Source organism: Ruegeria sp. BHSA191 (assembly GCF_059613325.1).
The window spans coordinates 293,936-318,233 of record NZ_JBXWSH010000003.1 but is presented as its reverse complement, the minus strand read 5'-3'; the positions used below and the strand labels follow the sequence as shown (position 1 = coordinate 318,233).

Here is a 24,298-nt window from a genome sequence, read left to right as displayed (position 1 = left end):
GTTCAATCGCCCCGCGATTCCAGGGCCGCAAGCCCGTGTTGGGCGAAGATCGGAACATATGCGCCGAAAGCCTGTGCGCGGGTCGGGTCGGATGCATTGCCGTCCAGCGCCCGTTTGTAGACCCCCTGAAGGATGGCCGCCATCCTGAAGAAATTGAACGCCAGGTAAAAGCCGAAATTGTCGATTCCTGACAACCCGCGCCGGGCACAGTATTCGGCGATGAATTCCGCATCGGACGGAAGTCCAAGCGCTGCGCGGTCTATGCCGGCCAGGCCGCGCCCCTCTTTTCCGGGCGGCATCTGCCATTGCATGATGACCGCGGCCAGATCGGCATAGGGGTGGCCGATCGTCGACAACTCCCAATCCAGAACGCCCACGCAGCGGGTGCCGACGGTGTCAAAAATCAGATTGTCGATACGGTAGTCACCGTGAACAAGCGTTCTCTGCCCGTCCTCCTCGGGGATCGAGGCGGTCAGCGCGCCGATCAACCGATCCATGTCACCGATGGTACTGGTCTCGGATGCGCGGTACTGTTTGGTCCAGCGCGAGATCTGCCGTTCATAGTAGTTGCCCGTCGGCCCATAATCTGACAGGCCGACCGCATCGATGTCGACCATGTGCAACTCGGCCAGCACCCGGTTCATCTCGTGCAGGATCGCGGCGCGGGTTTCGTTGCTTTCGCCTTTCATCGTGGGTTCAAGGAAGATGCGCCCCTCAAGCCGCTCCATGACGTAGAAGGCCGAGCCGATCACCGACTCGTCTTCGCACAACAGCAACATGCGCGGCACAGGCACATTGCTGTCGGCCAAAGCGCGTTGCACCCGGTATTCGCGGTCAACGGCGTGGGCGGATTTCAGCAACGCGCCCGGCGGTTTGCGCCGCAGGACATAGCGCCGTTCCGGTGTCCGCAATTCGTAGGTCGGGTTGGATTGCCCGACCGCGAATTTGGTGGCTTCGAGCGGGCCGCGATAGCTCGGCAGATGCGCGCCGAGATAGGCATCGACCGCAGCGAGGTCCAGTTCGTTGGAGTCTTGGGTCATGTCACCCGTCCTGTTCCGCGACCGTTACATGGCTTCGGCAAAGATGTTGCCCCCGGTCAGAACGTTGATACCGCCCGAGACGGGAATCACGGCGCCTGTCACATAGCTGCCGCCGCGCCCGCACAGAAACAGCATCGATCCCGCGATGTCCTCATCACGACCCACACGGCCCAGCGGCACCGATTTCCCGACCTTCTCGCGTTTGTCCTCGTCCGCCGTAGCAAAGGCAGTCATCCGCGATACGAACGGCCCCGGTGCCAACGCATTGACGGTGACGCGGTGGGGCGACAGCTCTTTGGCGAGGATCTTGGTCAGGTGGATCACCGCCGCTTTCGAGGCCGAATAGCTGTAGGCGCCATCGCCCATCGGAACCTCGCCCATGACCGAGCCGACATTGACCACCCGGGCCGGGTCATCATCGGACCCGGACTTGATCAACAGCGGCAGCAGTTTCTGCGTCAGGTGAAACACACCGGTCACGTTCACCGACATGACCTTGTCCCACGCGTCATAGGGGAACTGCCCCAAAGGTGCGCCCCAGGATACGCCCGCGTTGTTCATCAGGATATCAAGACGTTGCGTTCGGGTGTTGACCTCGGATACCAGCGCGTCGATCCCGGCCTCGCAGCCGACGTCCCCGGCAAACCCTTCGGCGCGACCCGGCGCATCCAGCGCGTTGAGTTCATCGGCCACGGCCGCGCAGTCCGCGCCCTTGCGCGAGGCAATCAGCACGCGCGCGCCGGCGCGCATCAAAGCCTCGGCGGCCATGCGCCCGATTCCCGTGGCACCTCCGGTAACCAGCGCCGTTTTTCCGTTCAGAGAAAACAGGTTGTCTGGTGTCATGGCTCTCCTCCCCAATCCGAATTTTTCGATCCGTCCTGCCGATCGGCCGCGATCCGTTTCACTGTGCAGAATTGCATTTCACAACTTCCTTGACAACATCGCGCCGCAATCGGACCTTCAAGCCAACAGATGACGAGGATCGGAATACCAAATGCAAGCTTTACTCAGCGTCGCCCCGGGCGGTCCGGAAACCCTGAAACTGACCACCCTGCCCGATCCCGCGCCGAAAAAGGGTCAGATTGCTGTCCGCGTCCGCGCCGCCGGCGTTAACTTTCCCGACACGCTGATCATCCGCGATCTGTACCAGATGAAGCCGCCCCGCCCATTTGCCCCCGGCGGCGAGATTGCGGGCGACGTGATCGCGTTGGGCGATGGCGTGTCGGATCTGGAGGTCGGCGACCGTGTGCTGGCCCTGACCGGGCATGGCGGCTTTGCCGAACAGATCTGCGTTTCGGCCGCCAGCGCCGTCAGGTTTCCCGATTCTATGTCCTACGAAGACGCCGCAGGCTTCATCTTCACCTATGGCACCTCGTATCATGGGCTCAAGGACCGCGCGGCGTTGCGGCCTGGCCAGACCCTGCTGGTGCTGGGCGCCGCGGGCGGCGTCGGTTCGGCGGCGGTGGAACTGGGCAAAGCCATGGGCGCACGGGTGATTGCTGCGGTGTCCTCGCAGGACAAGGCCGATTTCTGCCGCGACCTGGGCGCAGACGAAACCCTAGTCTATCCCCGCGACATGGATCGCGAAGCCCAAAAAGCCCTGTCTGCCGAGATCAAGAAACTTGCGGGTGGTGAAGGCGTAGATATCGTCTATGACGCGGTCGGCGGCGCCTATGCCGAACCCGCCTTGAGGGCGATGGCGTGGAAAGGCCGGTATCTTGTGGTCGGGTTCCCGGCCGGCATTCCCAATATTCCCCTCAACCTGCCCCTTTTGAAAGGCTGCGAAATCGTCGGCGTGTTCTGGGGCGCGTCGGTGTTTCGTGACCCCAAGGGCCATGCGGAAAACGTCAACGAGCTGTTCGGACTGTACCTGGCAGGCAAGATCCGACCGCGTATAACCGCGAAATTTCCGCTCGAAGAGGCGGGCAAGGCGCTTGAACTGCTCGAGGATCGTTCGGTGCTCGGGAAAGTTGTGGTCACGATGGATACAGCCTGAACGCCTACGCGGCCATACCGAAAAACAAAAATGCCAGTGCGATTCTCCTTGTTCGCCTCATGCGAGCAAGCTTTGTAGACGCATGCGCGATTCAAGGTTATGAAAAGGCATGGGGACAGGATGATAATGCACAGTATTCTTGTATTGAACGGGCCGAATTTGAATCTGCTGGGCAGCCGGCAACCCGAGGTCTATGGCCATACGACCCTGCAGATGCTGGAAGAACAGTGCGTTGCGCATGGCAAAGCCATCGGCGTGACGGTCGAAACCTTTCAGTCCAACCACGAGGGCGCGCTGATCGATGCCATTCATGCCGCACGCGGTGTCCATGACGGCATCATCCTGAACGCCGGCGCCTACACGCACAGCTCGATCGCGTTGATGGATGCGATCTCATCCGTCCAGTTGCCGGTGGTCGAAGTGCACATGTCCAACATCCATGCACGCGAATCCTTTCGGCACAGATCCTACATCGCGCCGGTCGCGCTCGGGCAGATCTGCGGTTTCGGCGCACAGAGCTATGTTCTGGCTTTGGACGCCCTTGCCGCTCATTTGCAGGACACGGGGGGCGCATGAACCTAAGCGAGTATCTGAATTTCCTGAGCTATGTGAAAACCCTAGAAGAGCTCTGGGCCGCTCATACCGACCAGATGGAGCAATACGGGTTCGATCGGCTTTTGTATGGCCATACTCAATACCGCACGCCTACATCGCTGGGAGATCCCGAAGATTTCGTGATCCTGACCAACCACTGCAAGGAATACATGGACGGGTTCCTGCGCGATGGGCTGTATTTCCACGCGCCGATGCTGAAATGGGCCCTGAATCACGAAGGTGCGGCCAGTTGGCGCATGATCCAGGATATGATGTCCAGCGGCACCATGACGGCCGAGGAGCGCAAGGTCTACGATTTCAACAAATCCAAGGGAATAACAGTCGGTTACACGGTCAGCTTTACCTCGGTGTCGGTTCGCTCGAAGGGTGCGATCTCGCTGGCCTCGCTGAGCCGCACGCAGGACGAATTGGACGCGATCTGGGCCGAGCATGGTGCCGATATCCTGCTCATGAACAATGTCGCGCATCTCAAGATCCTCACCCTGCCCTATGTTCCGCCGAACCGCGCGCTAACCAAACGGCAACGAGAGGCGCTGGAGTGGGTCGGAGACGGCAAGACGACGCAGGACATCGCGCTGCTGATGGGGCTGACCTCGGCCACGGTCGAAAAACACCTGCGTCTCGCGCGCGAGGCGCTATCGGTCGAAACCACGGCCCAGGCCGTGCTGAAGGCGTCGCTGCACAATCAGATATTCGTCATGGAAGCCTAACCTGCACACCCGCGCCCAACTTCAAGTTGACGCTGGGTAAGGAATACATGACTTTCCCGAACGCCCCCAAAATCGCACAGTGATATCGTTCCGTGAGTGGTGGCTTTGGCCAGGGAACATTGGGTCGGATCCTTGTATTTCCAAGGCAGTTCGACCACCTCTGGCGACGGGCGCTTATTCGTCCGCGATCCGTTGTTGGTAATCACGGGGGGCCTCGTCCATCCCCATTAGTAGCGAGGCCTCCCGACATTCTTCTTCCGACTTTCGCACTAAAAAAAACCGGCTGCGCGGGGCGCAACCGGTTCGGTCTGGTTGGCCCGGCACAATTGCCGGGCGCTGGCCGGGTCAGCCTTGCGCGGCCTTGGCGACCTCGGCGGCAAAGTCTTCTTTCTCGACCACGATGCCTTCGCCCACTTCCAGGCGCACGAAACCGGTGATGGTTGCGCCGGCTTCCTTAGCCGCGGCTTCGACGGTCAGGTCCGGGTTCACCACGAACTGCTGGTTCAGCAGGGTCGACTCGGCCACGAATTTCTTCATGCGGCCTTCGATCATCTTTTCGATCACCTGCTCGGGCTTGCCGGATTCGCGGGCGATGTCCATCTGAACCTGCTTTTCCTTCTCGACCACGGCCGGATCCAGATCGGCTTCAGACAGAGCGGCCGGGTTCACGGCGGCGATGTGCATAGCAATCTGTTTGCCGATTGCTTCGTCACCACCCGACAGAGCAACCAGAACACCGATCTTGCCCATGCCGGGGTTTGCGGCGTTGTGCACATAGGACACCACGCTGTCGCCTTCGATCTTGGCCATCCGGCGCAGCGACATGTTCTCGCCGATCTTGGCGATCTTGTCGGTCAGGATGTCGGCAACGGTCTTGCCGCCCAGATCGGCGGCCTTCAGCGCTTCGACATCGTCGACATTCAGCGCCGCTTTTGCGATCTCGCCGACCATTTCCTGGAACTCGGCATTCTTGGCGACGAAGTCGGTTTCGGCGTTGACTTCGACGGCAACACCCTTGCCCCCATCGACGATGACGGCCACCAGGCCTTCGGCCGCGGTGCGGCCCGATTTCTTGGCCGCTTTGGCCAGACCCTTGGTGCGCAGCCAGTCTACGGCGGCATCCATGTCACCATTGGTTTCGGTCAGCGCCTTCTTGGCGTCCATCATGCCTGCGCCCGTCGCGTCGCGCAGTTCTTTCACCAGTGCTGCTGTGATTGCCATATTTCGGCTCTCCTCAATTCAAATGGGATTGGGGCAGGTCATACCCTGCCCCATATGTCAGTCATGTGACAGGCAGCTTACGCCTCGGCGGGGGCTTCGCTGGTTTCGGCCACGGCTTCTTCTGCCGGAGCTTCCTCCAATGCGCCCAGATCGACGCCAGCGGCACCCAGCTGCGCCGACATGCCGTCCAGCGCCGCGCGTGCTGCCAGGTCGCAGTACAGCGCGATCGCGCGGGCTGCGTCGTCGTTGCCCGGGATCACATAGTCCACGCCATCGGGCGAGCAGTTGGTGTCAACCACGGCCACGACCGGGATGCCCAGCTTGTTGGCTTCGGCAATGGCCAAGGCTTCTTTCTTGACGTCGATGACGAATAGCAGATCCGGAACGCCGCCCATCTCGCGGATACCGCCCAGCGAGGCCTGCAGCTTGGCCTGGTCACGCTCCATGCCCAGACGCTCTTTTTTGGTCAGGCCTTCGGCGCCCGATTCCATGGCTTCGTCGATCTGGTTCAAACGCTGGATCGACTGGGAAACGGTTTTCCAGTTGGTCAGCGTGCCGCCCAGCCAGCGGTGGTTCATGTAGTATTGGGCCGATTTCTCGGCGGCTTCGGCGATCGGGCCAGCAGCCTGGCGCTTGGTGCCCACGAACAGAACACGCCCGCCCTTGGCGACGGTGTCACGAACGGCCTGCAGCGCCTGGTCCAGCATCGGAACGGTCTGGGTCAGGTCGATGATGTGGATGCCGTTGCGCGCGCCGTAGATGTACGGAGCCATGCGCGGGTTCCAACGTTGGGTCTGGTGGCCGAAGTGAACGCCAGCTTCCAGCAGCTGACGCATGGTGAACTCGGGAAGAGCCATGCTGTGTTTTCCTTTTCCGGTTTACGCCTTGGCGGGGGTGAAAGAAGCGGTTGCTCCAACCGGCGGCCGTGATGAGGATGTCTCCCTCAAAACGGCCAAACCCCGCCTGCGGGTTTGAATGGCGCGCGTATACGGCAGGATATCGGGCAACGCAAGGGGTAACCGCCCCTATTTTTCAGGGCGCGCCAAGGCGTGCGCATGGCGGATGGCCTCTTCGCAATGGGCCGCCAGCGCCTTGCGGTCGGGAAAATCGCTGACCTTGGCCGGCGCGTGATAGATCAGTTCGACCCGCCCCTGACGCCGCGCGCCCAGTGTCTTGAGCAGATGCGGCCCGAAATCCATGTCGCCCCACCAGCCATAGAACCTGACCGGTTGCCCGGCTGGTGCATGATAGATCACCGTCACCGGCTGAACATACATAAAGTCACGCAGTTCCTCGGCGAAGAACGCCGCAAAAAGCGTTGTTTTGAAAGGCAGAACCCGCAACCCGTCGGTCGAGGTGCCTTCTGGGAAGAATAGCAGCTTGTGCCCGGCTTTCAGGCGCTCTTCGAACAGCTTGGTCTGCGCGTGGGCCTTTCTGCGGTCACGTTCGATGAACACGGTCCCGGCGGCGCGGGCTAGAAAGCCGATGCCGGGCCATTTGGCCACCTCGGCCTTGGACACGAAATACACCCGCTTTCGGGCATTGAGTGCGAAGATGTCCAGCCACGATGAATGGTTGGCCACAACCGCGCCGTGCTGTCGCATCAACGCGCCCGAGGTCTGGAAACCGATGCCCAGGATACGAAATGCGTTGCGCGACACGAATTGCGGGACAAAGGCCGAAACCGGGCGGCGTATCCCGCATAGGGGGCGTTCGAACAGGCGGATGGTCAGCAGAACGATCAGCCCAACGAACACCAACAGCGCCAACGGCAGCCCGCGCACCAGCACCAGAACCCAGCCCAGCAGGCCCAGCCGGACCGGGTCAGGGGCGTCGTCGCTGTACCAAAGCGCCTGGTTCGTCACGTCACGCTCCGCCATAGATGCGCCTCTGCCGGTCGTTCATGCGCGCGGTGTCCAGGATCAGGCAGACATCGGTGGTGTTGAAGGCGTGGTCGATGAAGGCCCCCTCCCCAACGAACCCGCCCAGCCGCAGATAGGCCTTGATCAGCGCGGGCACCTGCACCATCGCCGCGCGGCGGTCCAGCTTGTCGGGGGCGACTAGGTCCATGCTTTGAAACACGTCTGGTTGCGCCCGCACGCGCAGTTCTGGCGGGGCCAGGTGGTTGTGGTGCAGCATCGACAAGGGCTGCGCCAGCGCCTGCACGTCGGTTCCGTGGAAACTGGCGACTCCGAACAGAACCTCGATGTCCCGCTCGGCCACATAGCGCGCCAGCCCGTTCCACAGATGATACATCGCGGTTCCGCCGCGATAATCGGGATGCAGGCATGACCGGCCCAGCTCCAGCAGCTTGCGCCCGCTGCGCTTCAGGACCGTCAGGTCATATTCGTCTTCGGAATAGAACTGGCCCAGTTCGGCCGCCCGGTCTCCGGGCAGCAGGCGATAGACGCCGACAACCGCACCGGTCGAGTCGTCATAGGCCAGCATGTGATCGAAATACGGATCGAACCGGTCGCGCTCAAGGCGTTCGGCATGATCGACCATCTCACCACCGCCGCCCAGTTCTTGCACGAAGACGTCATAACGCAGTCGCTGCGCAGCGCGCAGTTCGTCATCGGTTTCGGCAAGTTTGACTTTGAATGAAAGGCCTGCGTCCGGCATTTGACAAGGTCGGTTCCCAGTTGCGATCTCAGCGCTGATACCGCAGCCGCACGGCGAATGGCAACACGAACCGGGTGGCGAGCACCGTTAACCTTTCCTAAACCAGTTTCAGGGATCAAGAACCGGCATCAAGGCGATGCGTGTTCCGTCAATCACCACTTTGCCCTGGTCGCGAAAGTTCACGGTGATCTTGCCCGCGATGTTGGACTGGACCTGTCCAACACCCCAATCGGGGAAATCGGGGTGGCGGACATACATGCCCGGTGCAAGAATGGCATTCATATCTGTCATGCGGCGGCTCCGGGTCGTGCATGGGCGGATATTTCAGGAGGTACGCATGGGCGACACCAACGTCAACCTGGCCGAGTTGATCGGCTCTCGGATCTGCCACGATCTGATCAGCCCAATCGGCGCGATCACCAATGGGCTGGAGCTGTTGGAAATGGTTGGCGGCACCCAAGGCCCCGAGATGGAGCTGATCACAGGCAGCGTGGGCAGCGCCGGGGCGCGAATCCGGTTCTTCCGCGTGGCCTTTGGCGCGGCCAGCGATCAGCCGCTTGGCCGCAGTGAAGTGACGGACCTGCTGCGTGATGTCGAGCGTGCGGGCCGTGTCCGGGTGCATTGGAACGTCACCGAGGCGATGCCGCGCAATCAGATCAAACTGGCCTTTCTGGCCATCATGTGCTGCGAAAGCGCCATGCCGATGGGCGGCGAGGTCAAGATCGACAGCGTGGGCGACAAATGGACGGTCACTGGTACGGCCGACCGCATGAATGTTGATCCGGACCTGTGGAAAAGCCTTCCGACCGGCACATTCGCCAACAAGGTTACGCCGGCGCAGGTGCAGTTCGCCCTGCTGCCGCAGACGGCGGCCGCACAGGGCCGACGGGTCACGGCCGAGACGGGCGCGACCCGCGTGGTGCTGCGGTTTTGACGCGGCGACTCAGGCGCGCGTCGTGCCGTTGCCGCGCACCAGGTATTTGAAGCTGGTTAGCTGCGCCGCCCCCACCGGGCCGCGTGCGTGCATCTTGCCCGTGGCGATCCCGATCTCGGCGCCCATTCCGAACTCACCTCCGTCGGCAAACTGGGTCGAGGCGTTGTGCATCAAGATCGCACTGTCGAGCCGTTCAAAGAAGCGGTCGGCGGCGGACTGATCCTCGGTCATGATGCAATCGGTGTGGTTCGATCCGTATTGGCGGATATGCGCGATTGCCGCGTCGATATCGGCCACCGGTTTTGCGGCGATGATGCTGTCCAGAAACTCCTTGCCCCAATCGTCATCGCTGGCCGGCACAGTGCCTTCGGTGGCCAGCGCACCTGCGGCATGCACCTCGACGCCCGCGGCCAGCAGCGCCGCGATCACGTCGCGCCCCAGCGTTTCCGCGATATCCTGATGCACCAGCAGGCATTCTGCCGCACCGCAGATGCCGGTACGGCGGGTCTTGGCGTTCAGCACCACGTCCAGCGTTTTCTGCGGATCCGCTGCCTTGTCGATGTAGATGTGCACGATCCCTTCAAGATGGGCAAAAACCGGCACCCGCGCCTCGCGCTGAACCAGCCCGACCAGCCCCTTGCCGCCGCGCGGAACGATGACGTCGACATAGTCGGTCATGGTCAGCAATTCCTGCACCGCCGCCCGGTCACGGGTCGGGACCAGCTGGATCGCATCCTCGGGCAGGTTTGCGGCCTTCAGACCCTCGACCAGACAGGCGTGGATCGCGGTCGAGGAATGAAAGCTCTCGGATCCGCCGCGCAGGATCACGGCGTTGCCCGATTTCAGGCACAGCGCCCCGGCATCCGCGGTCACGTTCGGGCGGCTTTCATAGATCACGCCGATCACGCCAAGCGGGGTGCGTACCCGGCGGATGTTCAGCCCCGAGGGCATGTCCCATTCGGCCAGAACCTCACCCACCGGATCGGTCTGTTCGGCTACGGTGCGCAACCCGTCGACCATGCCCTGAATGCGCGCCTCGTCCAGCATCAGACGGTCCATCATGGCCGGGCTCAGACCCTTTTCGCGGCCATAGTCCAGGTCTTTCTTGTTGGCCTCGATGATCTGTGCGCGCTTCTTCCACACGGCTTCGGCGGCGGCCATCAACGCCGCGTGTTTGCGTTCGGCCGAGGCGAAGGCCAGGTCCCTAGACGCATCCTTGGCGCGCTTGCCAAGATCGGCCATCAGGGCGGGAATGCTGTCAAAGTCCTTCATGTCATCTGCCTTTCCGGTCGTCGGACCAGCCAAATCTATCAGTTTTCGCGGCTACAAAGCCAGATCGTCACGGTGGATCATCACCGCACGGCCGGGATAGCCGAGGGTGTCCTCGATCTCGGAGGATTTGCGCCCCTTGATGGCGTCGGCCTCGTACGCGGTGTAGCGGCTGAGCCCCAATCCCATGCGTCGGCCCTCGTGGTCCTTGATGGCCACCGGGTCGCCCCGTCCGAAATCGCCCGTCACCTCGACGATGCCGGCAGGCAACAGGCTTTTGCCATTCTCCAGCGCCCGCGCGGCCCCTGCATCGACCGTGATCTCGCCCCGCGGCTTCATCGCCGAGATCCAGCGTTTGCGCGCCGCATGCGGGTCCAGCTTGGCCTTGAACCAAGTGCTGTTCGCGCCATTGTTCAGCAGTTTCAGCGGGTTCAAAGGCGATCCTTCCGTAATCGCCATGTCGCAGCCCGCCGCCGTCGCCATCTGCGCGGCCATCAGCTTGGTCTTCATGCCGCCCTTGGACAGCCCCGAACCGGCGTCACCGGCCATCGCTTCGATCTCGGGCGTGATCGCGTCGATCACGTCAAACCGGGTGGCAGAAAGGTCCTCGGCAGGGTTGCCGGTGTAGAATCCATCGACATCGGACAGCAGAATCAATTGGTCCGCACCGACGGTCACGGCGATCTGCGCGGCTAGGCGATCATTGTCGCCGTAACGGATTTCATCCGTGGCCACCGTATCGTTCTCGTTCACGATGGGCACAACACCCAAACCCAGCAGAGTTTCCAGCGTCGCGCGCGAATTCAAGTACCGGCGGCGGTTCTCGCTGTCTTCGAGCGTCACCAGAACCTGCGCCGTGGTGATGTTGTGCGGTGCCAACGCCTCTTCATAGGCCCGCGCCAGCCGGATCTGCCCGACGGCGGCAGCGGCTTGAGATTGCTCCAGCGACAGCGCGGTTGCGGGTAGGCCCAGAACACCGCGCCCCAGGGCGATCGAACCGGAAGAGACCAGAACCACATCCGTCCCCTGCCCTTTGAGCCACGCCACGTCCTGCGCCAGCGAATGCAACCAGTCCGAACGCAGCTTGCCGGTCGCACGATCGACCAGCAACGCCGAGCCGATCTTGACCACCAGGCGCTTTGCGTCGGTCAGGGCTGCCACGTCTCGCGCTCCTCGGTGGGTTTCTGGCGCAGGCGGTTCTCGTCGATCTGGGCGCGCAGGGCCCGCAGAACTTCGGTCACGCCCTGCCGGGCGACGCCCGACATGGTCATGACAGGGCCACCCACAGCCTCTTCCAGCTCGGCCTTGGCCAGTTCGAGCTGTTCTTCGTCCAACGCGTCAATCTTGTTCAGCACGGTGATACGGGGCTTGTCGGCCAGCGCGCCGCCATAGGCCTCAAGCTCGTGGATGATGGTGTGATAGTCCTGCGCGATGGTCTCAGACGTGCCATCGACCAGATGCAGCAACACCGCGCAGCGTTCGACATGGCCCAGGAAACGGTCGCCGATGCCGCGGCCTTCATGCGCGCCTTCGATCAGGCCGGGAATGTCGGCCACCACGAACTCTACGTTGTCCACGCCGACGACGCCCAGATTGGGGTGCAGCGTGGTAAAGGGATAATCGGCGATCTTGGGCCGGGCGTTCGAGGTGGCGGCCAGAAAGGTCGATTTGCCCGCATTCGGCAGGCCCAGCAGCCCCACATCGGCAATCAATTTCAGACGCAGCCAGATCGTACGGTCCACGCCCGGCTGCCCCGGATTGGCCCGGCGCGGCGCCTGGTTTGTGGCCGATTTGAAATGCAGGTTGCCAAAACCGCCATTGCCGCCCCGCGCCAGAAGGACACGTTGCCCCACCTCGGTCAGGTCGGCGATCACCGTCTCCTGATCCTCGTCCAGGATCTCGGTTCCCACGGGCACACGCAGAATGATGTCGTCGCCATCCTTGCCGGTGCGCTGCTGGCCCCGGCCGGGCTGGCCGTTCTTGGCAAAGAAATGCTGCTGATAACGGAAGTCGATCAGGGTGTTCAGCCCGTCCACGACCTCGGCCCAGACGGACCCGCCCTTGCCGCCGTCCCCGCCATCGGGGCCGCCGTATTCGATGTACTTTTCGCGTCGGAAGCTGACGCACCCGCTACCGCCGGCCCCGGACCGGATGTAGACCTTTGCAAGATCGAGAAATTTCATGTCAGTCCCCTACTGCAAAGGCCCCATCGGCCACAAGTCAGAGTTTTTTGCTGTACGTCCAGGTGGGCACATTTGCGTCGCGCGCCACCGAGAAGCTTTCGGCATCGCCAAGATACTGGAACCCGCAATGGGTCAGAACACGCGCCGAGGCGGGATTGTCCTGAAACACGCTGGCAAACATCGTGGCGTTTTCCAGCGGGTTCGCCTGAACCAGCGCTTCCACCGCCAGCGAGGCGATGCCCGTGTTCCAGTACAAGGGCGCGACCCAATAGCCCACTTCGGACTGGTTGCGATCAAGCCGCTTGAGCGAGATCACCCCGATCAACTCGGGCCCGCCATCCTTGGTGGCGTCCATGGCCCAGACGTCCTCGTCCCGATCCTCGGCCATGGCGCGGGTTACGAAAGCCTCGATCGAACCGGGCGGCAAAGGGTGCGGGATCGACGTGGTCATGCGCGCCACGCGCTCGTCCCCTGCGTAATGCTCGATCAGGCCCATGTCCGACCGGCGCAGCGGGCGCAGGTCGAACCGCTCGGTTTCAATGACCGGCTGATTTATGATTGCCTCAAGTTTCATTGGTGTGTTCCTCCTCCGAACAACACGAAAAGTACGGATGCAACAGTCAGACCCGCGAGAGTCCACATCAGATATTTTTCCGCCGGCCTTCCCGCAACCACGCGGGCAATTCTATCCCCCGCAAAGGTCCAGATCGGATGCAGGACCAACTGGCAAGTCAACAGAACGAGCGCGATCGTGAGCGTCGCACTCAGCACCGATGTCCCCGCTGCGACGAAACTGGTGAACCCTGCGATGATCATCGCCCACGCCTTGGGGTTCAGTGGGTGCACCACCAACCCGGCCCAGAAACGCGGAACCGCCTCCCCCGTACCCTGATGGGACAGGCGCAGGTTGGCGATTTTCCACGCAAGCCAGCAAATATATGCCGCCGAAGCATATTTCAGAACCGCAAACGCGGTGGGGGCCTGTTCCGCCAGTTGCAGAAGGCCAAAGCCCAACGGCCAGATGATCAGCTGCTTGCCCAGAATCACGCCCGCCACGAAAGGCAGTGCCGCGCGGAACCCATAGCGCGCACCCGTTCCCAACAGGACCATGTTGGCCGGTCCCGGCGTGCCGACCTGGCTGGCGGCAAAGATCAGGAAACTGGTGGTCGCAACGGGCATCGGGGTTTTCGATCACATCTGCGTCAAAACGAAAAAGGGACCGGCACTTTGTGCCGGTCCCCCATGAATTTTTTTTAAACCTTCTGGGTTTCGGCTTACTCTGCGGCCTCCGCCACTGGCAGGACCGAAATGAAGGTGCGGTTTTTCAGTCCCTTGTGGAACTTCACGGCGCCATCAACGGTTGCAAAGATGGTATGATCCTTGCCCATGCCAACGCCTTCGCCCGGCCAGAACTTGGTGCCGCGCTGACGCACGATGATGTTGCCTGCAACGGCAGCCTGGCCACCATACAGTTTCACGCCAAGGCGACGACCCGCTGAGTCGCGGCCGTTACGGGAGGAACCGCCAGCTTTTTTATGTGCCATTCTCTCTCTCCTTAGCCTTTGGCCAGCTCTTTGGCCTGCTCAACCCATTCGGGTTTCACTTTGACCGTTTCGATAGCAGCAATCTGCTCGTCCGACAAGGCGGCCAGAGCGGCAAAGCTTTCGATACCGGCCTCGGCCAGTTTCTTGGCAGCTGCGGGACCAACACCGGTGATCTTGGTCAGATCGTCAGCGGCAGCAGCGGCCGGGGCTTCTGCCTTGGCAGCGGCTTTTTTGGCGGGTTTCGCTGCTTTCGCGACTTCACCTGCCGGAGCCGAACCGGTTGCGGCCTTTACGCCCGACTTGTCCGCGCCCGAGGGCAGGATGTCGGTGATCTTGACCAGGGTCAGCTTTTGACGGTGGCCAACGGTGCGCTTCGAGCTGTGCTTGCGGCGGCGCTTGACGAATTTGATGACCTTGTCACCTTTGATCTGTTCGATCACTTCTGCCTGAACGGCCGCGCCATCGATGAACGGCGCACCGACAACGGGGGCATCGCCACCCAGCATCAGAACGTCGTTGAATTGGACTTTTTCACCTGCGTCGGCAGCCAGTTTTTCAACGCGGAGCACGTCGCCCGCCTGAACCTTGTACTGCTTGCCGCCAGTCTTGAGGACTGCAAACATGCGTCTTTCCTTTTTCTACCGCGTTCTGTGGTCCCCGTCAGACGGGTGTTTCGGCCAAAGCCACCTCGAACAGCGCGCCCTTTTCGGGCGGATGAACGACCATCAGGGCGCACCCGTCCGGCCAGCAATAACGAGACCCGGCGCGGAGGTTCCGGCCGGGATGCGCGCTTATCCATGCATACCGGCCCAAAGTCAACACCAAACCGCGCCTAAAGATCTGATGCGTTCAGAACCTGCCCCACCGTAAAGCCAACCTGATAGGAAAGATCCTCGTACATGTCGCCAAGCCCCGCAAACAACGCGCGGTTCAGCGCCCGGCCGGCCTCGGTCCGGGAAAAGGCGATGTTTTCGCGCAGCTGCGCCGGATCAAGCGGACCATAGGCCAACATCAGGAACGAATACAGCCATTCGCGCGTGTCATCCTCGGTTTCTCCGGCCTGTTCGAGCAGTTGCGCCAGCATCTGGTCACTGTCCGCGACCACGCCCTGCCCGTCGGCGAGCCCGCGCAGAAACGCGTAATCCGCGCCGAGGGTGCCGGCGACATTCTGGTCCACTAGATCATTGATCTGGACAAATTCGTCGATCAAGCGAAAGAACTCGGCCTCCTGATCCGCCCCGGCAAGGGCGTCCAAGGCCGCCTGCCGGATCGATTCTTCCGAAAAGGCCCGCCGGGCGGAATTCTCGAGCCGAACGACCGTCCGGCCGGTCTCGCCCTCGAAAAACACGGCCGCCTGTGTGATCTCGGTCGCGGTCATCCCGGCGGCCAGGGACTCGATCAGCCGATCATGCATCCACGCAGGGTCATAGAGGTCCTCGATCTGAGCCCGCAGATACGAGCCGCCCCGGCCCTCCAGCATGGCCGCGTCGATGTCACCGACTTGCTGAACGCCCTCGTTGCTGAGGATCTGCGCCACCTCGCGCAGGTGCAGCGCTGCAGCCAACCGCTCGGCCGTCTCGGACGTTGCCGCGGCGGCCGCCCATCCGGCGCAGATCAGCCACAGGGTCAGAACGACCCGCATCAGATGTCCTGAACCGGGCGCAGCTCGGCCATCCGCGCGGCCAGCGTCTCGAACCGGTTCGCCATGATCTCGTACTGCACCGCATTGAGCAGTTCATAGACCTGCTGCATCAACGGATGCTCGAGCGCGCGGGTGTAGGTCTCGAGATCGGCGTCCGAGAAGGTTTGATAAGTATAAGCGGCATTGGCCAACGCCGACTGCTGCATTGATTGGCGCATCTGGGTCTCGTTCGCCTTCATCATCGCGCGCAGGCCGTCGGCGTCGAGTTGCAGATCGATGACACCGGCCGCACTGGCAGCCAGAAGAAAACGCACCTGGATTTCCTGGACCGCCCGCAGCGCCGTTTCGCTGGCGTCGATCGCCCTGTTCATCCGCTTGAGGATCTCGACCCGCATCGACCCCTCTCGGACCAGATCGGCCACGATCCTGAGACCCTCGGCCTGCTTGGCGTCATCGTCCTCGATCATGTGTGAGGCGTTCTCCGCCTCGACCAGTCGCTGTCCCAGATCCGAGGCATAGAACTCGACCGCATGGGTCAGGGCCTCGTCGCTAAGCGTCTGCTCCAGTATGGACACAGCGGTTTCGTGCATCTTTTCGGTGTCGAACACCTCTTCCGACAACCGTGTCCATTGCGAACCGAACCCCTCGGGGTCGATCCCCACCATCTGAGGCGCCGAAGCGGACGCCAGCGCGATGCTCTCCAGCGCCACGTCGAATCCGGTGGTTTCGAGGAAGGCCTCAATCCGGTCTCGGCTTGCGGCCTGCGCCGCCTGCCCAAGCGCAAACAGCAGACCCAGCGAGAAAATAGCGATGCGAGCGACGAAGGTAATGGAGTATTGCATGGCCTTCAGCCTAGGATATTTCACCGCTCAGGCAATGGAAAATCGGCCGGATGCGATATTGACGAATTTTCTGCTTGCACCCTCCGGCGATCATCACTAAATCCCCCCCTCACAGACCCCCGCGGAGAGGTGCCGGAGTGGTCGAACGGGGCGGTCTCGAAAACCGTTGTGGGTGCAAGCCCACCCAGGGTTCGAATCCCTGTCTCTCCGCCACTATCACCATACATGATCGCATTGCAGTACGCGGCTTGGATGAATTCATCGCGCCTTTTTCCCGTGACGGCGTGATCTTGCCGGCCCAACTGCGCCGATCAGCGCCCGGCGGCTCAAACGCGGATCGGGGAAGGAAAACACGGGTTTTCCCCTTTGAACTCAACTAGTTTGAGCACATCTCGATACCATGCATCCAAAGAGGAGACCCGTGATGTCCCGCCTGATCCTTGTCGCCGTCATCGCCGTTCTAGGCGTCGGCGCCTATTTGTATTTGAACCAACCCGAACCCACTCCGGCCGAGAAACTTGAATCGGCCGCGCAACAGGCCGGAGAGGCCATCGGCGACGCCGCGACCGCCGTGACCGAAGCCGCAGAGCAAGCACTTTCGGAAGCTGGAGATCAAGCCAGCGAAGCTGCGTCTTCAGTCGTCGAGCAGGCCTCGGAAACTGCCGAGCAGGCGGGTCAGGCCGCCACTGACCTTGCCGATCAGACCAGCGATCAGGTGGCTGCGCTGACGGCTCAGGGAAGCGAACTGATCAACGCTTGGGTTCAGGAGGGCATGCTGACCGCGGATCAGTTCGACTATGACAAGATGGTTGACGAGGTGCGCAACAGTCAGCTGAGCCAGGACATCCAGGCCAAGGTCATTGCCATTCTGGACGAGATCAAAGCGGCCCCGGAAACCGCCGCCCTGAAGCTGCAGGAATTACGCAACCTGCTGATCCAATGAGGTTTACCTGGGCCGCCCGGCAGCCTGGCCCAGGATGTCCGGCCATGCCGAGTGGCTTCCGTAACTTAACGGAACGGGTCGATTGACGGACAGGGCCGCATTTGCTTGGCTTGGCTTCAACAGGCTGCCCTGATCGGCTTGGGCCTTGGTTGATCCCAGCGTGCGGGCAATCCACCCGCTTGGGACGGGCCACAAACAATCGGGTAACGACCCAAGAGGAAGAGCAAAGTGACCGAGTTGCCCAAAACCATGTTCGCCGTGGTGCAGAAATTCGAAGGATACGCCAAAACCGCCACCGGACCTGTGATCGAGCAAGCCTCGGACTGGCTGGAAGAGGTCGAAATCCCGGTGCCCGCTGCGGGGCCCGGTCAGGTTTTGATCCGTCTGCGCGCCGCTTCGGTGAACCCGTCCGACATCCACTTCATCAAGGGTGAATACGGCCAGCCACGCGTCAAGGGCGCCCCGGCTGGCTTCGAGGGGTGCGGTGACGTGGTCGCCACCGGAAAAGGGGCCGAGGCGCTGATGGGCCAGCGCGTGGCTTTCGTCGCCTCGGGTTCGGGGGCCTGGGCCGAATATGCGCTGACCCAGGCACAGATGTGCATCCCGTTGCGCGCCGAGATTTCGGATGACGACGGGGCCGCGCAGATCGTGAACCCGCTGACTGCGATGGCGATGGTCGATATCGCCAAATCGGCCGGAGAGTCCTTTGTCGTATCGGCGGCAACCAGCCAGTTGGGCAAGCTGATGTGCGGGTTGGGGCGTGATCTGGGGCTGAAGCCCATCGCCATGGTTCGCCGGGCCGAGGCGGTCGAATTGCTGAAATTCCACGGCGCGGCCGAGGTTCTTGTGACCACCGACAGCGATGTTGTCGAGAAATTCGCGCAGACCAGCGCAACCCTGAAACCGCGCGTGTTTCTGGATGCGGTCTGCGACCAGCTGTCCGAGCAGATCTTCTGCGCCATGCCCAACGGCGCGCGCTGGGTCAGCTATGGCAAGCTGAGCACCGAGGCCCCGCGACTGACCCAGATGGGGCAAATGATTTTCATGAGCAAGCGGATCGAAGGGTTCTGGCTGACTCAGTGGATGATGTCCACGCCGCCCGAGGACCAGATGCGCGTGGTGGCCGAAGTGCAAGCCCGGTTTGCCGACGGACGCTGGAAAACCGACGTGTCCGCGCACCTGCCGCTAAGGAACATCGTGTCGGGCCTGGCCGATGCGATGAAAAAGAGTGACGGGAAGGTCATCATCACGCCATAGTAGAATAAGCCCCCCGGAGATTGGAGGAGATCCGGGGTGCGCAAAAGACGCCGGGCCAACCGGCAATTGGGAGGAGAATTTGGACAACGCACAGCTGCTGATTAGCGGGCTGGCGAATGGCTGTGTCTACGGCCTTATCGCGCTTGGCTTCGTGCTGATCTACAAGGCGACCGAAGCGGTGAACTTCGCCCAGGGCGATTTCATGATGCTGGGCGCCTTCGTCACCATTGGGTTGACCAATACCGAATATATGGGCCTGCCCTTCTGGCTGGCCCTACCCATCTCGCTGGGGATCATGGGCGCGCTGGGGTATCTGCTGGATCGGCTGATCATCCGCCGCCTGTTCGGGGAAAGCCAGACCGCCGTGGTCATCCTGACCATCGCCCTGGGCTTCGTGATCCGCTTTGTCGCCGGGCTGATCTGGGGCCACGAGCCGCAGACGCTGGAAAATCCGCTGGCCGGCAAGGAGGTCCGCTTTGGCGGGCTGGTTCTGGGGATGGAGGACGTGGCGGTCATCGTTGTGACCGTGCTGCTGACCTGGGCGCTGTACGTGTTTTTCAGCAAGACCAAGCTGGGTCTGGCGATGCAAGGCGCCTCGCAGAACCAGCTGGCGGCCTATTACATGGGGGTGCCGGTCAAGCGTGTGCAGGGTTTCATCTGGGGGCTGGCCGGTGTCGTGGCCGGGATCGCGGGGATCCTGTTCGCCGCCAAGGGCTCGGTCGATCCAACCACCGGGCTGCTGGGGATCAAGGCCTTTGCGGCGGCGGTCATCGGCGGGTTCGGCAGCCTGCCCGGAGCTTTGGCGGGCGGCCTGATCGTCGGCGTGATCGAACCCTTCGCCAGCCGCTACATCGCCGCGGGCTACAGCCAGATCGCGCCTTACGCGCTGTTGCTGGCGGTGCTGATCTTCCGTCCGCACGGCCTGTTCAGCCAGGTCCGGGTCAAGAAGGTCTGAGCGCATGAGGATCGTTTTCAAAACCGACTACATGCAGGACATCCGCCCGTGGAAGGACGGATACCAGTTGTCGCTCTATCTGATCCTGCTGGCGGTAGTCATGGCCGCGCCTTGGTGGCTGGACGCGTTCTATCTGGGAGAGCTGACGAACGTTCTGATCTGGGCCATCGCCGGGCTGGGCCTGATGATCCTGACCGGGCATACCGGCCAGGCCAGCCTGGGCCACGCGGCGTTTCTGGCCTTTGGCTGTTATGCCAACGTGATCCTGATCGAGGCCAGCGTGCCGTTTCTGGTGGCATTTCCGCTGGCCGGCATTCTGACCGGCATCGCCGGGGTCACGGTCGCCATTCCTGCCCTGCGGCTGCACGGCATCTATCTGGCGATCTTCACCCTGGCTCTGTCGATCCTGATGGACGACCTCATCGTTCTTGCCGAACCAATCACCGGCGGCGTGGCGGGCAAGTACATGGGCGGAGTCGAAATATTCGGCCATCTGGTCGATCGTTGGGGCACGCCCGAGCAGTTCTACTGGCTGGTGCTGGCCGTCACGGTTCTGGTCACGCTGGGCTATATCAACCTTCTGCGTACGCCGCTGGGGCGCAGCTTCATCGCGGTGCGTGACTCGGAAGTGTCCGCGCAGGCGATGGGCATCGACATCGCGCGCACCAAGACAGTGTCCTTCGCCCTGTCTTGCGCCGTTACCGGATGGGCGGGTGCGCTGATGGGCCTCTATGCCGGGGCCTTCAACAACGAAACCTTCAGCGTGGTGATCTCGATCCAGCTGCTGATGATGATCGTGATCGGCGGGCTGGGCTCGATCCACGGCGCGTTTCTGGGCGCCATCGTCATCGGGTTTCTGCCGCAGTTCCTGTCGATCGCCAAGGAATATGCAGGCGCCCTGTTCGGTGGCGGAACCGTCGCCATTCCGGGGCTGGAATTCGGCATCTTCGGCATGATCCTGATCGGGTTCATCCTGTTCGAGCCGATGGGCATCTATGGTCGCTGGCTGAAAATCCGTACCTGGTTCGAGCTGTTCCCCTTCTACCGCAAGGACATGTTCAAGCGGCAGAAATCCTATCTCAAGACGGAGCGCCTGAGATGAGCCTGCTGGAATTCGAGAACGTCACCCTGAAATTCGGTGGCCTGACGGCGGTTAACGACCTGTCCTTTTCGGTCGAAGAAGGCGAGGTCTTTGCCATCGTCGGCCCGAACGGGGCGGGCAAATCCACGGTGTTCAACCTGATCTCGCGCTTCTACGACCCATACGCGGGCCAGATCCGGTTCGACGGGCACGATCTGCTGCAGGTCAAGCCCTCGGGCGTGGCCGCCTATGGCGTGGCGCGCACCTTCCAGAACATCGAGCTGTTCGAACATGCCACCGTGTTGCAGAACCTGCTGGTCGGGCGGCACCGCCACCGGCGGACCAATCTGTTGTCCGACGTGTTTTTTACCCCCTCGGCCCGCCGGCAAGAGATGGAGAACCGCGAGAAGGTCGAAGAGATCATCGATTTCCTCGACCTGCAGGCCTATCGCGACAAGATGATCGCCGGGCTTCCCTACGGCGTCCGAAAGGTGGTCGAGGTCGCGCGCGCGCTGGCCACCGACCCCAAGCTGCTGCTGCTGGATGAACCGGCCTCGGGGCTGTCGGTCGAGGAAACAACCGACATGCGTTGGTGGATCGACGACATCCGGCGGCAGATGGGGATCACGGTGCTGATGGTCGAACATGACATGGGGCTGGTCTCGGGCGTGTCCGACCGGGTGCTGGCCATGGCCGATGGGGCGAAACTGGCCCTTGGGACACCGGCGCAGGTGCAATCGCATCCCGCCGTCGTCGAAGCCTATCTGGGGAAAGCCTCATGAGCGCACCGATCCTGAGCATCCGCAACATCGAAAGCTTCTATGGTCCGATCATGGCGATACGCGGCGTGTCGCTGGACGTGCGCCCGGGCCAGATCGTTTCGATCCTGGGCGCCAACGGGGCGGGCAAGACGACGCTGATGAAGACCGTCTCGGGCGTGATGGACCCGGAAAAGGGAACGATCACCTTCGACGGCGAGGAAATCCAGGGGCTGGAGCCGCACAAGATCGTCCAAAAGGGCATCGTGCATGTGCCCGAGGGGCGCGAGGTGTTCCCGCTGCTGACGGTGAACGAAAACCTCAGCCTGGGGGCCTATACCCTGCATGACAAGGCCCAGATCGAGCGCGACCGCGAGTTGGTGTTTTCCTACTTCCCGGTCCTGAAGGAACGCCGCAACCAAGAGGCCGGCACCCTGTCGGGCGGGCAGCAGCAGATGCTGGCCATCGGCCGCGGCCTGATGGCCAACCCGCGTATCATGCTGCTGGATGAACCCTCGCTGGGCCTGTCGCCGCTGCTGGTGCAGGAGATCTTCGGCATCCTCAGACGCCTGAATGACGAGCAGAACATGACCATGATGCTGGTCGAGCAGAACGCCAACGCCGCGCTGGAACTGGCCGATCATGGCTATGTCATGGAGGTCGGGCGCATCGTGATGGACGGCCCCGCCGACGTGCTGATGCGCTCCGAGGACATCCAGAACTTCTATCTGGGCGTGCAGGAGGAAGGCGCGCGGGAAAACCGCCGCTGGAAACGCAAGAAGACGTGGAGGTGAGCCGGATGAACATGACCACCCTGCCCCCGCAGACCACCATCAACGGCGTTCAGTTCAACGCCACCCCCGGCCAGCGCCCCGTGCGGGTCGATGGCTGCGTAACCATCCCCGAGCTGTTCCAGAAACGCTGTGCTGCCCTGGGCGACCGCACCGCGCATCGGGAAAAGGATCTGGGCATCTGGAAATCCTATTCCTGGGCCGACTATTGGCAGCACGCCAAATGGATCGGGCTGGCGCTGCGCAAGCTGGGGCTGCAGCGCGGCGAGGTCGTCTCGATCCTGTCCGAGGACCGCAAGGAATGGGCGTGGTTCGATCTGGGCATCCAATGCGTCGGCGGCATCGCCTCGGGCGTCTACACCACCGATTCCGCCAGCCAGTTGAAATATCTGGTCAATGACAGCGACAGCCGCTTTCTGATCGTCGAGGACGAAGAGCAGCTGGACAAATTCCTTGACATCGAAGACGAGGTGCCCGGCCTGTTGAAGGTCATCATCCTCGAGGACGAAGGCCTGCACGACCTGACCCATCCCCGCTGCATGATGATCGAGGATCTTTATGCCCTCGGCCGGGAAGCCGAGCGCGAAGAACCGGGCCGCTTCGAGGCTGAAATCGCGCTGGCCACGCCGCAGGATACGGCGCTGCTGATCTATACCTCGGGCACCACCGGCATGCCCAAGGGCGCGATGCTGAGCAACGAAAACATCATGGCCGCGATTGAATGCGGCGCACGCTGCCTGCCCGCGCTGGAAACCGACGAGCAGCTTTGCTTTCTGCCGCTGTGTCATATACTTGAACGCGACGTCTCGATCTATTTCCCGCTGGCCTCGAAATGCACGGTGAATTTCGCCGAAAGCCCCGAGACGGTATTTGCCAACCTGCAGGAAGTGTCGCCCTCGACCTTCACCGCCGTCCCGCGCGTGTGGGAGAAGATCTATTCGCAGGTGCTGATCATGGCCCAAGAGGCCACCCCGGCCGGGCGCGCCGCCTTTGGAATGGCGCTGAAGGCCGGGATGAAACGGGCCGACTACATCCTGCAGGGCAAACCGGTGCCACCGGCGGTGGCCGCGAATTTCTGGCTGTGGGACCGGCTGGTGCTGCGCAACCTGCGCCGGATGCTGGGGATGGACCGGCTGCGGCGCGGCGGGTCCGGTGCGGCCCCGATCTCTCCTGAGCTGCTGAAATGGTACTGGGCCATCGGCGTGCCGCTGGTCGAGGGCTTCGGCATGACCGAGACCTCGGGCATCGCCACGCTGAACACGCCCGAGGCCAACCGCATCGGCACCATCGGCAAGCCCGCACCGGGGATCGATCTGCGCATCTCGGACGGGGACGAAATCCAGATCCGTGGCCTGAACGTGTTCCAGGGCTACTGGCGCAACAATGCCAAGACTGCCGAGACCTTCACCGCCGACGGCTGGCTGCGCACCGGCGATATGGGGCATCTGGACGCGGACGGCTATGTCACCATCACCGGCCGCCTGAAAGACATCATCATTACCGCCGGTGGCAAGAACATCACCCCGGCCGAGATCGAAAGCCGGCTAAAGTTCTCGCATTACATCTCGGACGCGGTGATCATCGGCGATCGCCGCAAGTACCTGACGGCGCTGGTAATGATCGATCAGGAAAATGTCGAAAAATTCGCGCAGGACCGCAAGGTGCCGTTCTCAAACTTCGCCTCGCTCTGCGCCGCCACCGAAGTGCGCGAACTGATCGGCGCGGAAGTTGCCGCGGTGAACAAGGAATTCGCGCGGGTCGAACAGATCAAGGATTTCCGCCTGATCGACGTGCTGCTGACCGCCGAAGATGACGAACTGACCGCGACGATGAAGCTGAAACGCAGCCTGGTGGAAAAGAAACACGCGCATCTCATTGAAGACATGTACAAATAG

General features: G+C 62.1%; 27 protein-coding genes and 1 tRNA gene. 12 read left to right on the top strand and 16 right to left on the bottom strand.

Translation table 11 applies throughout. The features are described from left to right. Positions 1 to 2 precede the first annotated feature (2 nt). Positions 3 to 1,040, bottom strand: coding sequence for a phosphotransferase (locus tag AC2FNS_RS05300; RefSeq protein ID WP_496711094.1), 1,038 nt, complete (start codon positions 1,038 to 1,040; stop codon positions 3 to 5). A gap of 24 nt (positions 1,041 to 1,064) precedes the next feature. After that, a complete protein-coding gene (locus AC2FNS_RS05295; protein ID WP_496711095.1) occupies positions 1,065 to 1,883 on the bottom strand; it encodes an SDR family NAD(P)-dependent oxidoreductase in 819 nt (272 codons plus the stop codon). Between the two features lie 151 nt (positions 1,884 to 2,034). On the opposite strand from AC2FNS_RS05295, the gene AC2FNS_RS05290 reads away from it, so the two are divergent. From AC2FNS_RS05290 to AC2FNS_RS05280, 3 genes are all read left to right on the top strand, one after another. Beyond that, complete coding sequence (locus AC2FNS_RS05290; RefSeq protein ID WP_496711096.1) at positions 2,035 to 3,036, top strand: NADPH:quinone oxidoreductase family protein; 1,002 nt, start codon at positions 2,035 to 2,037, stop codon at positions 3,034 to 3,036. Between the two features lie 126 nt (positions 3,037 to 3,162). Then, positions 3,163 to 3,612 (top strand): type II 3-dehydroquinate dehydratase, encoded by a 450-nt coding sequence (gene aroQ / locus AC2FNS_RS05285; protein ID WP_496711097.1) that lies wholly within the window; start codon positions 3,163 to 3,165, stop codon positions 3,610 to 3,612. Next, positions 3,609 to 4,361 (top strand): helix-turn-helix transcriptional regulator, encoded by a 753-nt coding sequence (locus tag AC2FNS_RS05280; RefSeq protein ID WP_496682961.1) that lies wholly within the window; start codon positions 3,609 to 3,611, stop codon positions 4,359 to 4,361. Before aroQ ends, AC2FNS_RS05280 begins: the two co-directional genes overlap by 4 nt. 345 nt (positions 4,362 to 4,706) lie before the next feature. On the opposite strand, the gene tsf is transcribed toward AC2FNS_RS05280, so the two are convergent. The 5 genes from tsf to AC2FNS_RS05255 form a co-directional block, all read right to left on the bottom strand. Continuing rightward, on the bottom strand, positions 4,707 to 5,582 hold the full coding sequence (gene tsf / locus AC2FNS_RS05275; RefSeq protein WP_496711098.1) for a translation elongation factor Ts: 876 nt from the start codon (positions 5,580 to 5,582) through the stop codon (positions 4,707 to 4,709). A 77-nt stretch (positions 5,583 to 5,659) separates the two neighbouring features. Beyond that, complete coding sequence (gene rpsB, locus AC2FNS_RS05270) at positions 5,660 to 6,439, bottom strand: 30S ribosomal protein S2 (protein ID WP_490360883.1); 780 nt, start codon at positions 6,437 to 6,439, stop codon at positions 5,660 to 5,662. Between the two features lie 168 nt (positions 6,440 to 6,607). Further along, a complete protein-coding gene (olsA, locus tag AC2FNS_RS05265) occupies positions 6,608 to 7,462 on the bottom strand; it encodes a lyso-ornithine lipid O-acyltransferase (RefSeq protein WP_496711099.1) in 855 nt (284 codons plus the stop codon). Further along, positions 7,449 to 8,204: an L-ornithine N(alpha)-acyltransferase gene (olsB, locus tag AC2FNS_RS05260; RefSeq protein ID WP_496711100.1), complete on the bottom strand. Its 756-nt coding sequence runs from the start codon at positions 8,202 to 8,204 to the stop codon at positions 7,449 to 7,451. The genes olsA and olsB overlap by 14 nt, the downstream gene beginning before the upstream one ends. Positions 8,205 to 8,312: 108 nt before the next feature. After that, positions 8,313 to 8,495: a DUF3553 domain-containing protein gene (locus tag AC2FNS_RS05255; protein ID WP_496682951.1), complete on the bottom strand. Its 183-nt coding sequence runs from the start codon at positions 8,493 to 8,495 to the stop codon at positions 8,313 to 8,315. Between the two features lie 46 nt (positions 8,496 to 8,541). Here AC2FNS_RS05255 and AC2FNS_RS05250 point away from each other — a divergent pair, with 46 nt between their 5' ends. Continuing rightward, positions 8,542 to 9,138: a histidine phosphotransferase family protein gene (locus AC2FNS_RS05250; RefSeq protein ID WP_496682948.1), complete on the top strand. Its 597-nt coding sequence runs from the start codon at positions 8,542 to 8,544 to the stop codon at positions 9,136 to 9,138. A 9-nt stretch (positions 9,139 to 9,147) separates the two neighbouring features. Here AC2FNS_RS05250 and AC2FNS_RS05245 read toward each other — a convergent pair whose 3' ends face one another. The 9 genes from AC2FNS_RS05245 to AC2FNS_RS05205 all read right to left on the bottom strand — a co-directional run bounded on the left by AC2FNS_RS05245 (position 9,148) and on the right by AC2FNS_RS05205 (position 16,618). Then, positions 9,148 to 10,410: a glutamate-5-semialdehyde dehydrogenase gene (locus tag AC2FNS_RS05245; protein WP_496711101.1), complete on the bottom strand. Its 1,263-nt coding sequence runs from the start codon at positions 10,408 to 10,410 to the stop codon at positions 9,148 to 9,150. Between the two features lie 51 nt (positions 10,411 to 10,461). Further along, entirely contained in the window at positions 10,462 to 11,568 is a 1,107-nt protein-coding gene (gene proB / locus AC2FNS_RS05240; RefSeq protein ID WP_496682943.1) for a glutamate 5-kinase, read from the bottom strand. Further along, positions 11,556 to 12,590 carry a GTPase ObgE gene (gene obgE, locus AC2FNS_RS05235; RefSeq protein WP_005983058.1) on the bottom strand — a complete coding sequence of 345 codons (1,035 nt, stop codon included), beginning with the start codon at positions 12,588 to 12,590 and terminating at the stop codon, positions 11,556 to 11,558. Before obgE ends, proB begins: the two co-directional genes overlap by 13 nt. A gap of 37 nt (positions 12,591 to 12,627) precedes the next feature. Next, positions 12,628 to 13,164: a GNAT family N-acetyltransferase gene (locus AC2FNS_RS05230; RefSeq protein WP_093962048.1), complete on the bottom strand. Its 537-nt coding sequence runs from the start codon at positions 13,162 to 13,164 to the stop codon at positions 12,628 to 12,630. After that, positions 13,161 to 13,769, bottom strand: a complete 609-nt coding sequence (locus AC2FNS_RS05225) for a LysE family translocator (RefSeq protein WP_496711102.1) — start codon at positions 13,767 to 13,769, stop codon at positions 13,161 to 13,163. The genes AC2FNS_RS05230 and AC2FNS_RS05225 overlap by 4 nt, the downstream gene beginning before the upstream one ends. A 95-nt stretch (positions 13,770 to 13,864) precedes the next feature. Beyond that, positions 13,865 to 14,134 carry a 50S ribosomal protein L27 gene (rpmA, locus tag AC2FNS_RS05220; protein ID WP_005983052.1) on the bottom strand — a complete coding sequence of 90 codons (270 nt, stop codon included), beginning with the start codon at positions 14,132 to 14,134 and terminating at the stop codon, positions 13,865 to 13,867. Between the two features lie 11 nt (positions 14,135 to 14,145). Next, entirely contained in the window at positions 14,146 to 14,757 is a 612-nt protein-coding gene (locus AC2FNS_RS05215; protein WP_496689267.1) for a 50S ribosomal protein L21, read from the bottom strand. A 209-nt stretch (positions 14,758 to 14,966) separates the two neighbouring features. After that, positions 14,967 to 15,776 (bottom strand): DUF2059 domain-containing protein, encoded by an 810-nt coding sequence (locus AC2FNS_RS05210; protein ID WP_496797603.1) that lies wholly within the window; start codon positions 15,774 to 15,776, stop codon positions 14,967 to 14,969. Continuing rightward, entirely contained in the window at positions 15,776 to 16,618 is an 843-nt protein-coding gene (locus AC2FNS_RS05205) for a DUF2059 domain-containing protein (protein WP_496797602.1), read from the bottom strand. Before AC2FNS_RS05205 ends, AC2FNS_RS05210 begins: the two co-directional genes overlap by 1 nt. Before the next feature lie 123 nt (positions 16,619 to 16,741). Between AC2FNS_RS05205 and AC2FNS_RS05200 the strand changes: the two genes are divergently transcribed. The 8 genes from AC2FNS_RS05200 to AC2FNS_RS05165 all read left to right on the top strand — a co-directional run bounded on the left by AC2FNS_RS05200 (position 16,742) and on the right by AC2FNS_RS05165 (position 24,298). Beyond that, a tRNA-Ser gene (locus AC2FNS_RS05200) sits at positions 16,742 to 16,831 on the top strand. A 211-nt stretch (positions 16,832 to 17,042) separates the two neighbouring features. Continuing rightward, complete coding sequence (locus tag AC2FNS_RS05195; protein ID WP_496682930.1) at positions 17,043 to 17,561, top strand: hypothetical protein; 519 nt, start codon at positions 17,043 to 17,045, stop codon at positions 17,559 to 17,561. 228 nt (positions 17,562 to 17,789) lie between these two features. Next, entirely contained in the window at positions 17,790 to 18,818 is a 1,029-nt protein-coding gene (locus tag AC2FNS_RS05190; protein ID WP_496797601.1) for a zinc-binding dehydrogenase, read from the top strand. 79 nt (positions 18,819 to 18,897) lie between these two features. Continuing rightward, positions 18,898 to 19,773, top strand: a complete 876-nt coding sequence (locus AC2FNS_RS05185) for a branched-chain amino acid ABC transporter permease (protein ID WP_170450009.1) — start codon at positions 18,898 to 18,900, stop codon at positions 19,771 to 19,773. A gap of 4 nt (positions 19,774 to 19,777) precedes the next feature. After that, a complete protein-coding gene (locus tag AC2FNS_RS05180) occupies positions 19,778 to 20,875 on the top strand; it encodes a branched-chain amino acid ABC transporter permease (RefSeq protein WP_496711109.1) in 1,098 nt (365 codons plus the stop codon). Next, positions 20,872 to 21,636, top strand: a complete 765-nt coding sequence (locus AC2FNS_RS05175; RefSeq protein ID WP_496711110.1) for an ABC transporter ATP-binding protein — start codon at positions 20,872 to 20,874, stop codon at positions 21,634 to 21,636. The genes AC2FNS_RS05180 and AC2FNS_RS05175 overlap by 4 nt, the downstream gene beginning before the upstream one ends. Continuing rightward, entirely contained in the window at positions 21,633 to 22,406 is a 774-nt protein-coding gene (locus AC2FNS_RS05170; RefSeq protein ID WP_170357796.1) for an ABC transporter ATP-binding protein, read from the top strand. The genes AC2FNS_RS05175 and AC2FNS_RS05170 overlap by 4 nt, the downstream gene beginning before the upstream one ends. A 5-nt stretch (positions 22,407 to 22,411) precedes the next feature. Beyond that, complete coding sequence (locus tag AC2FNS_RS05165) at positions 22,412 to 24,298, top strand: AMP-dependent synthetase/ligase (RefSeq protein WP_496711111.1); 1,887 nt, start codon at positions 22,412 to 22,414, stop codon at positions 24,296 to 24,298.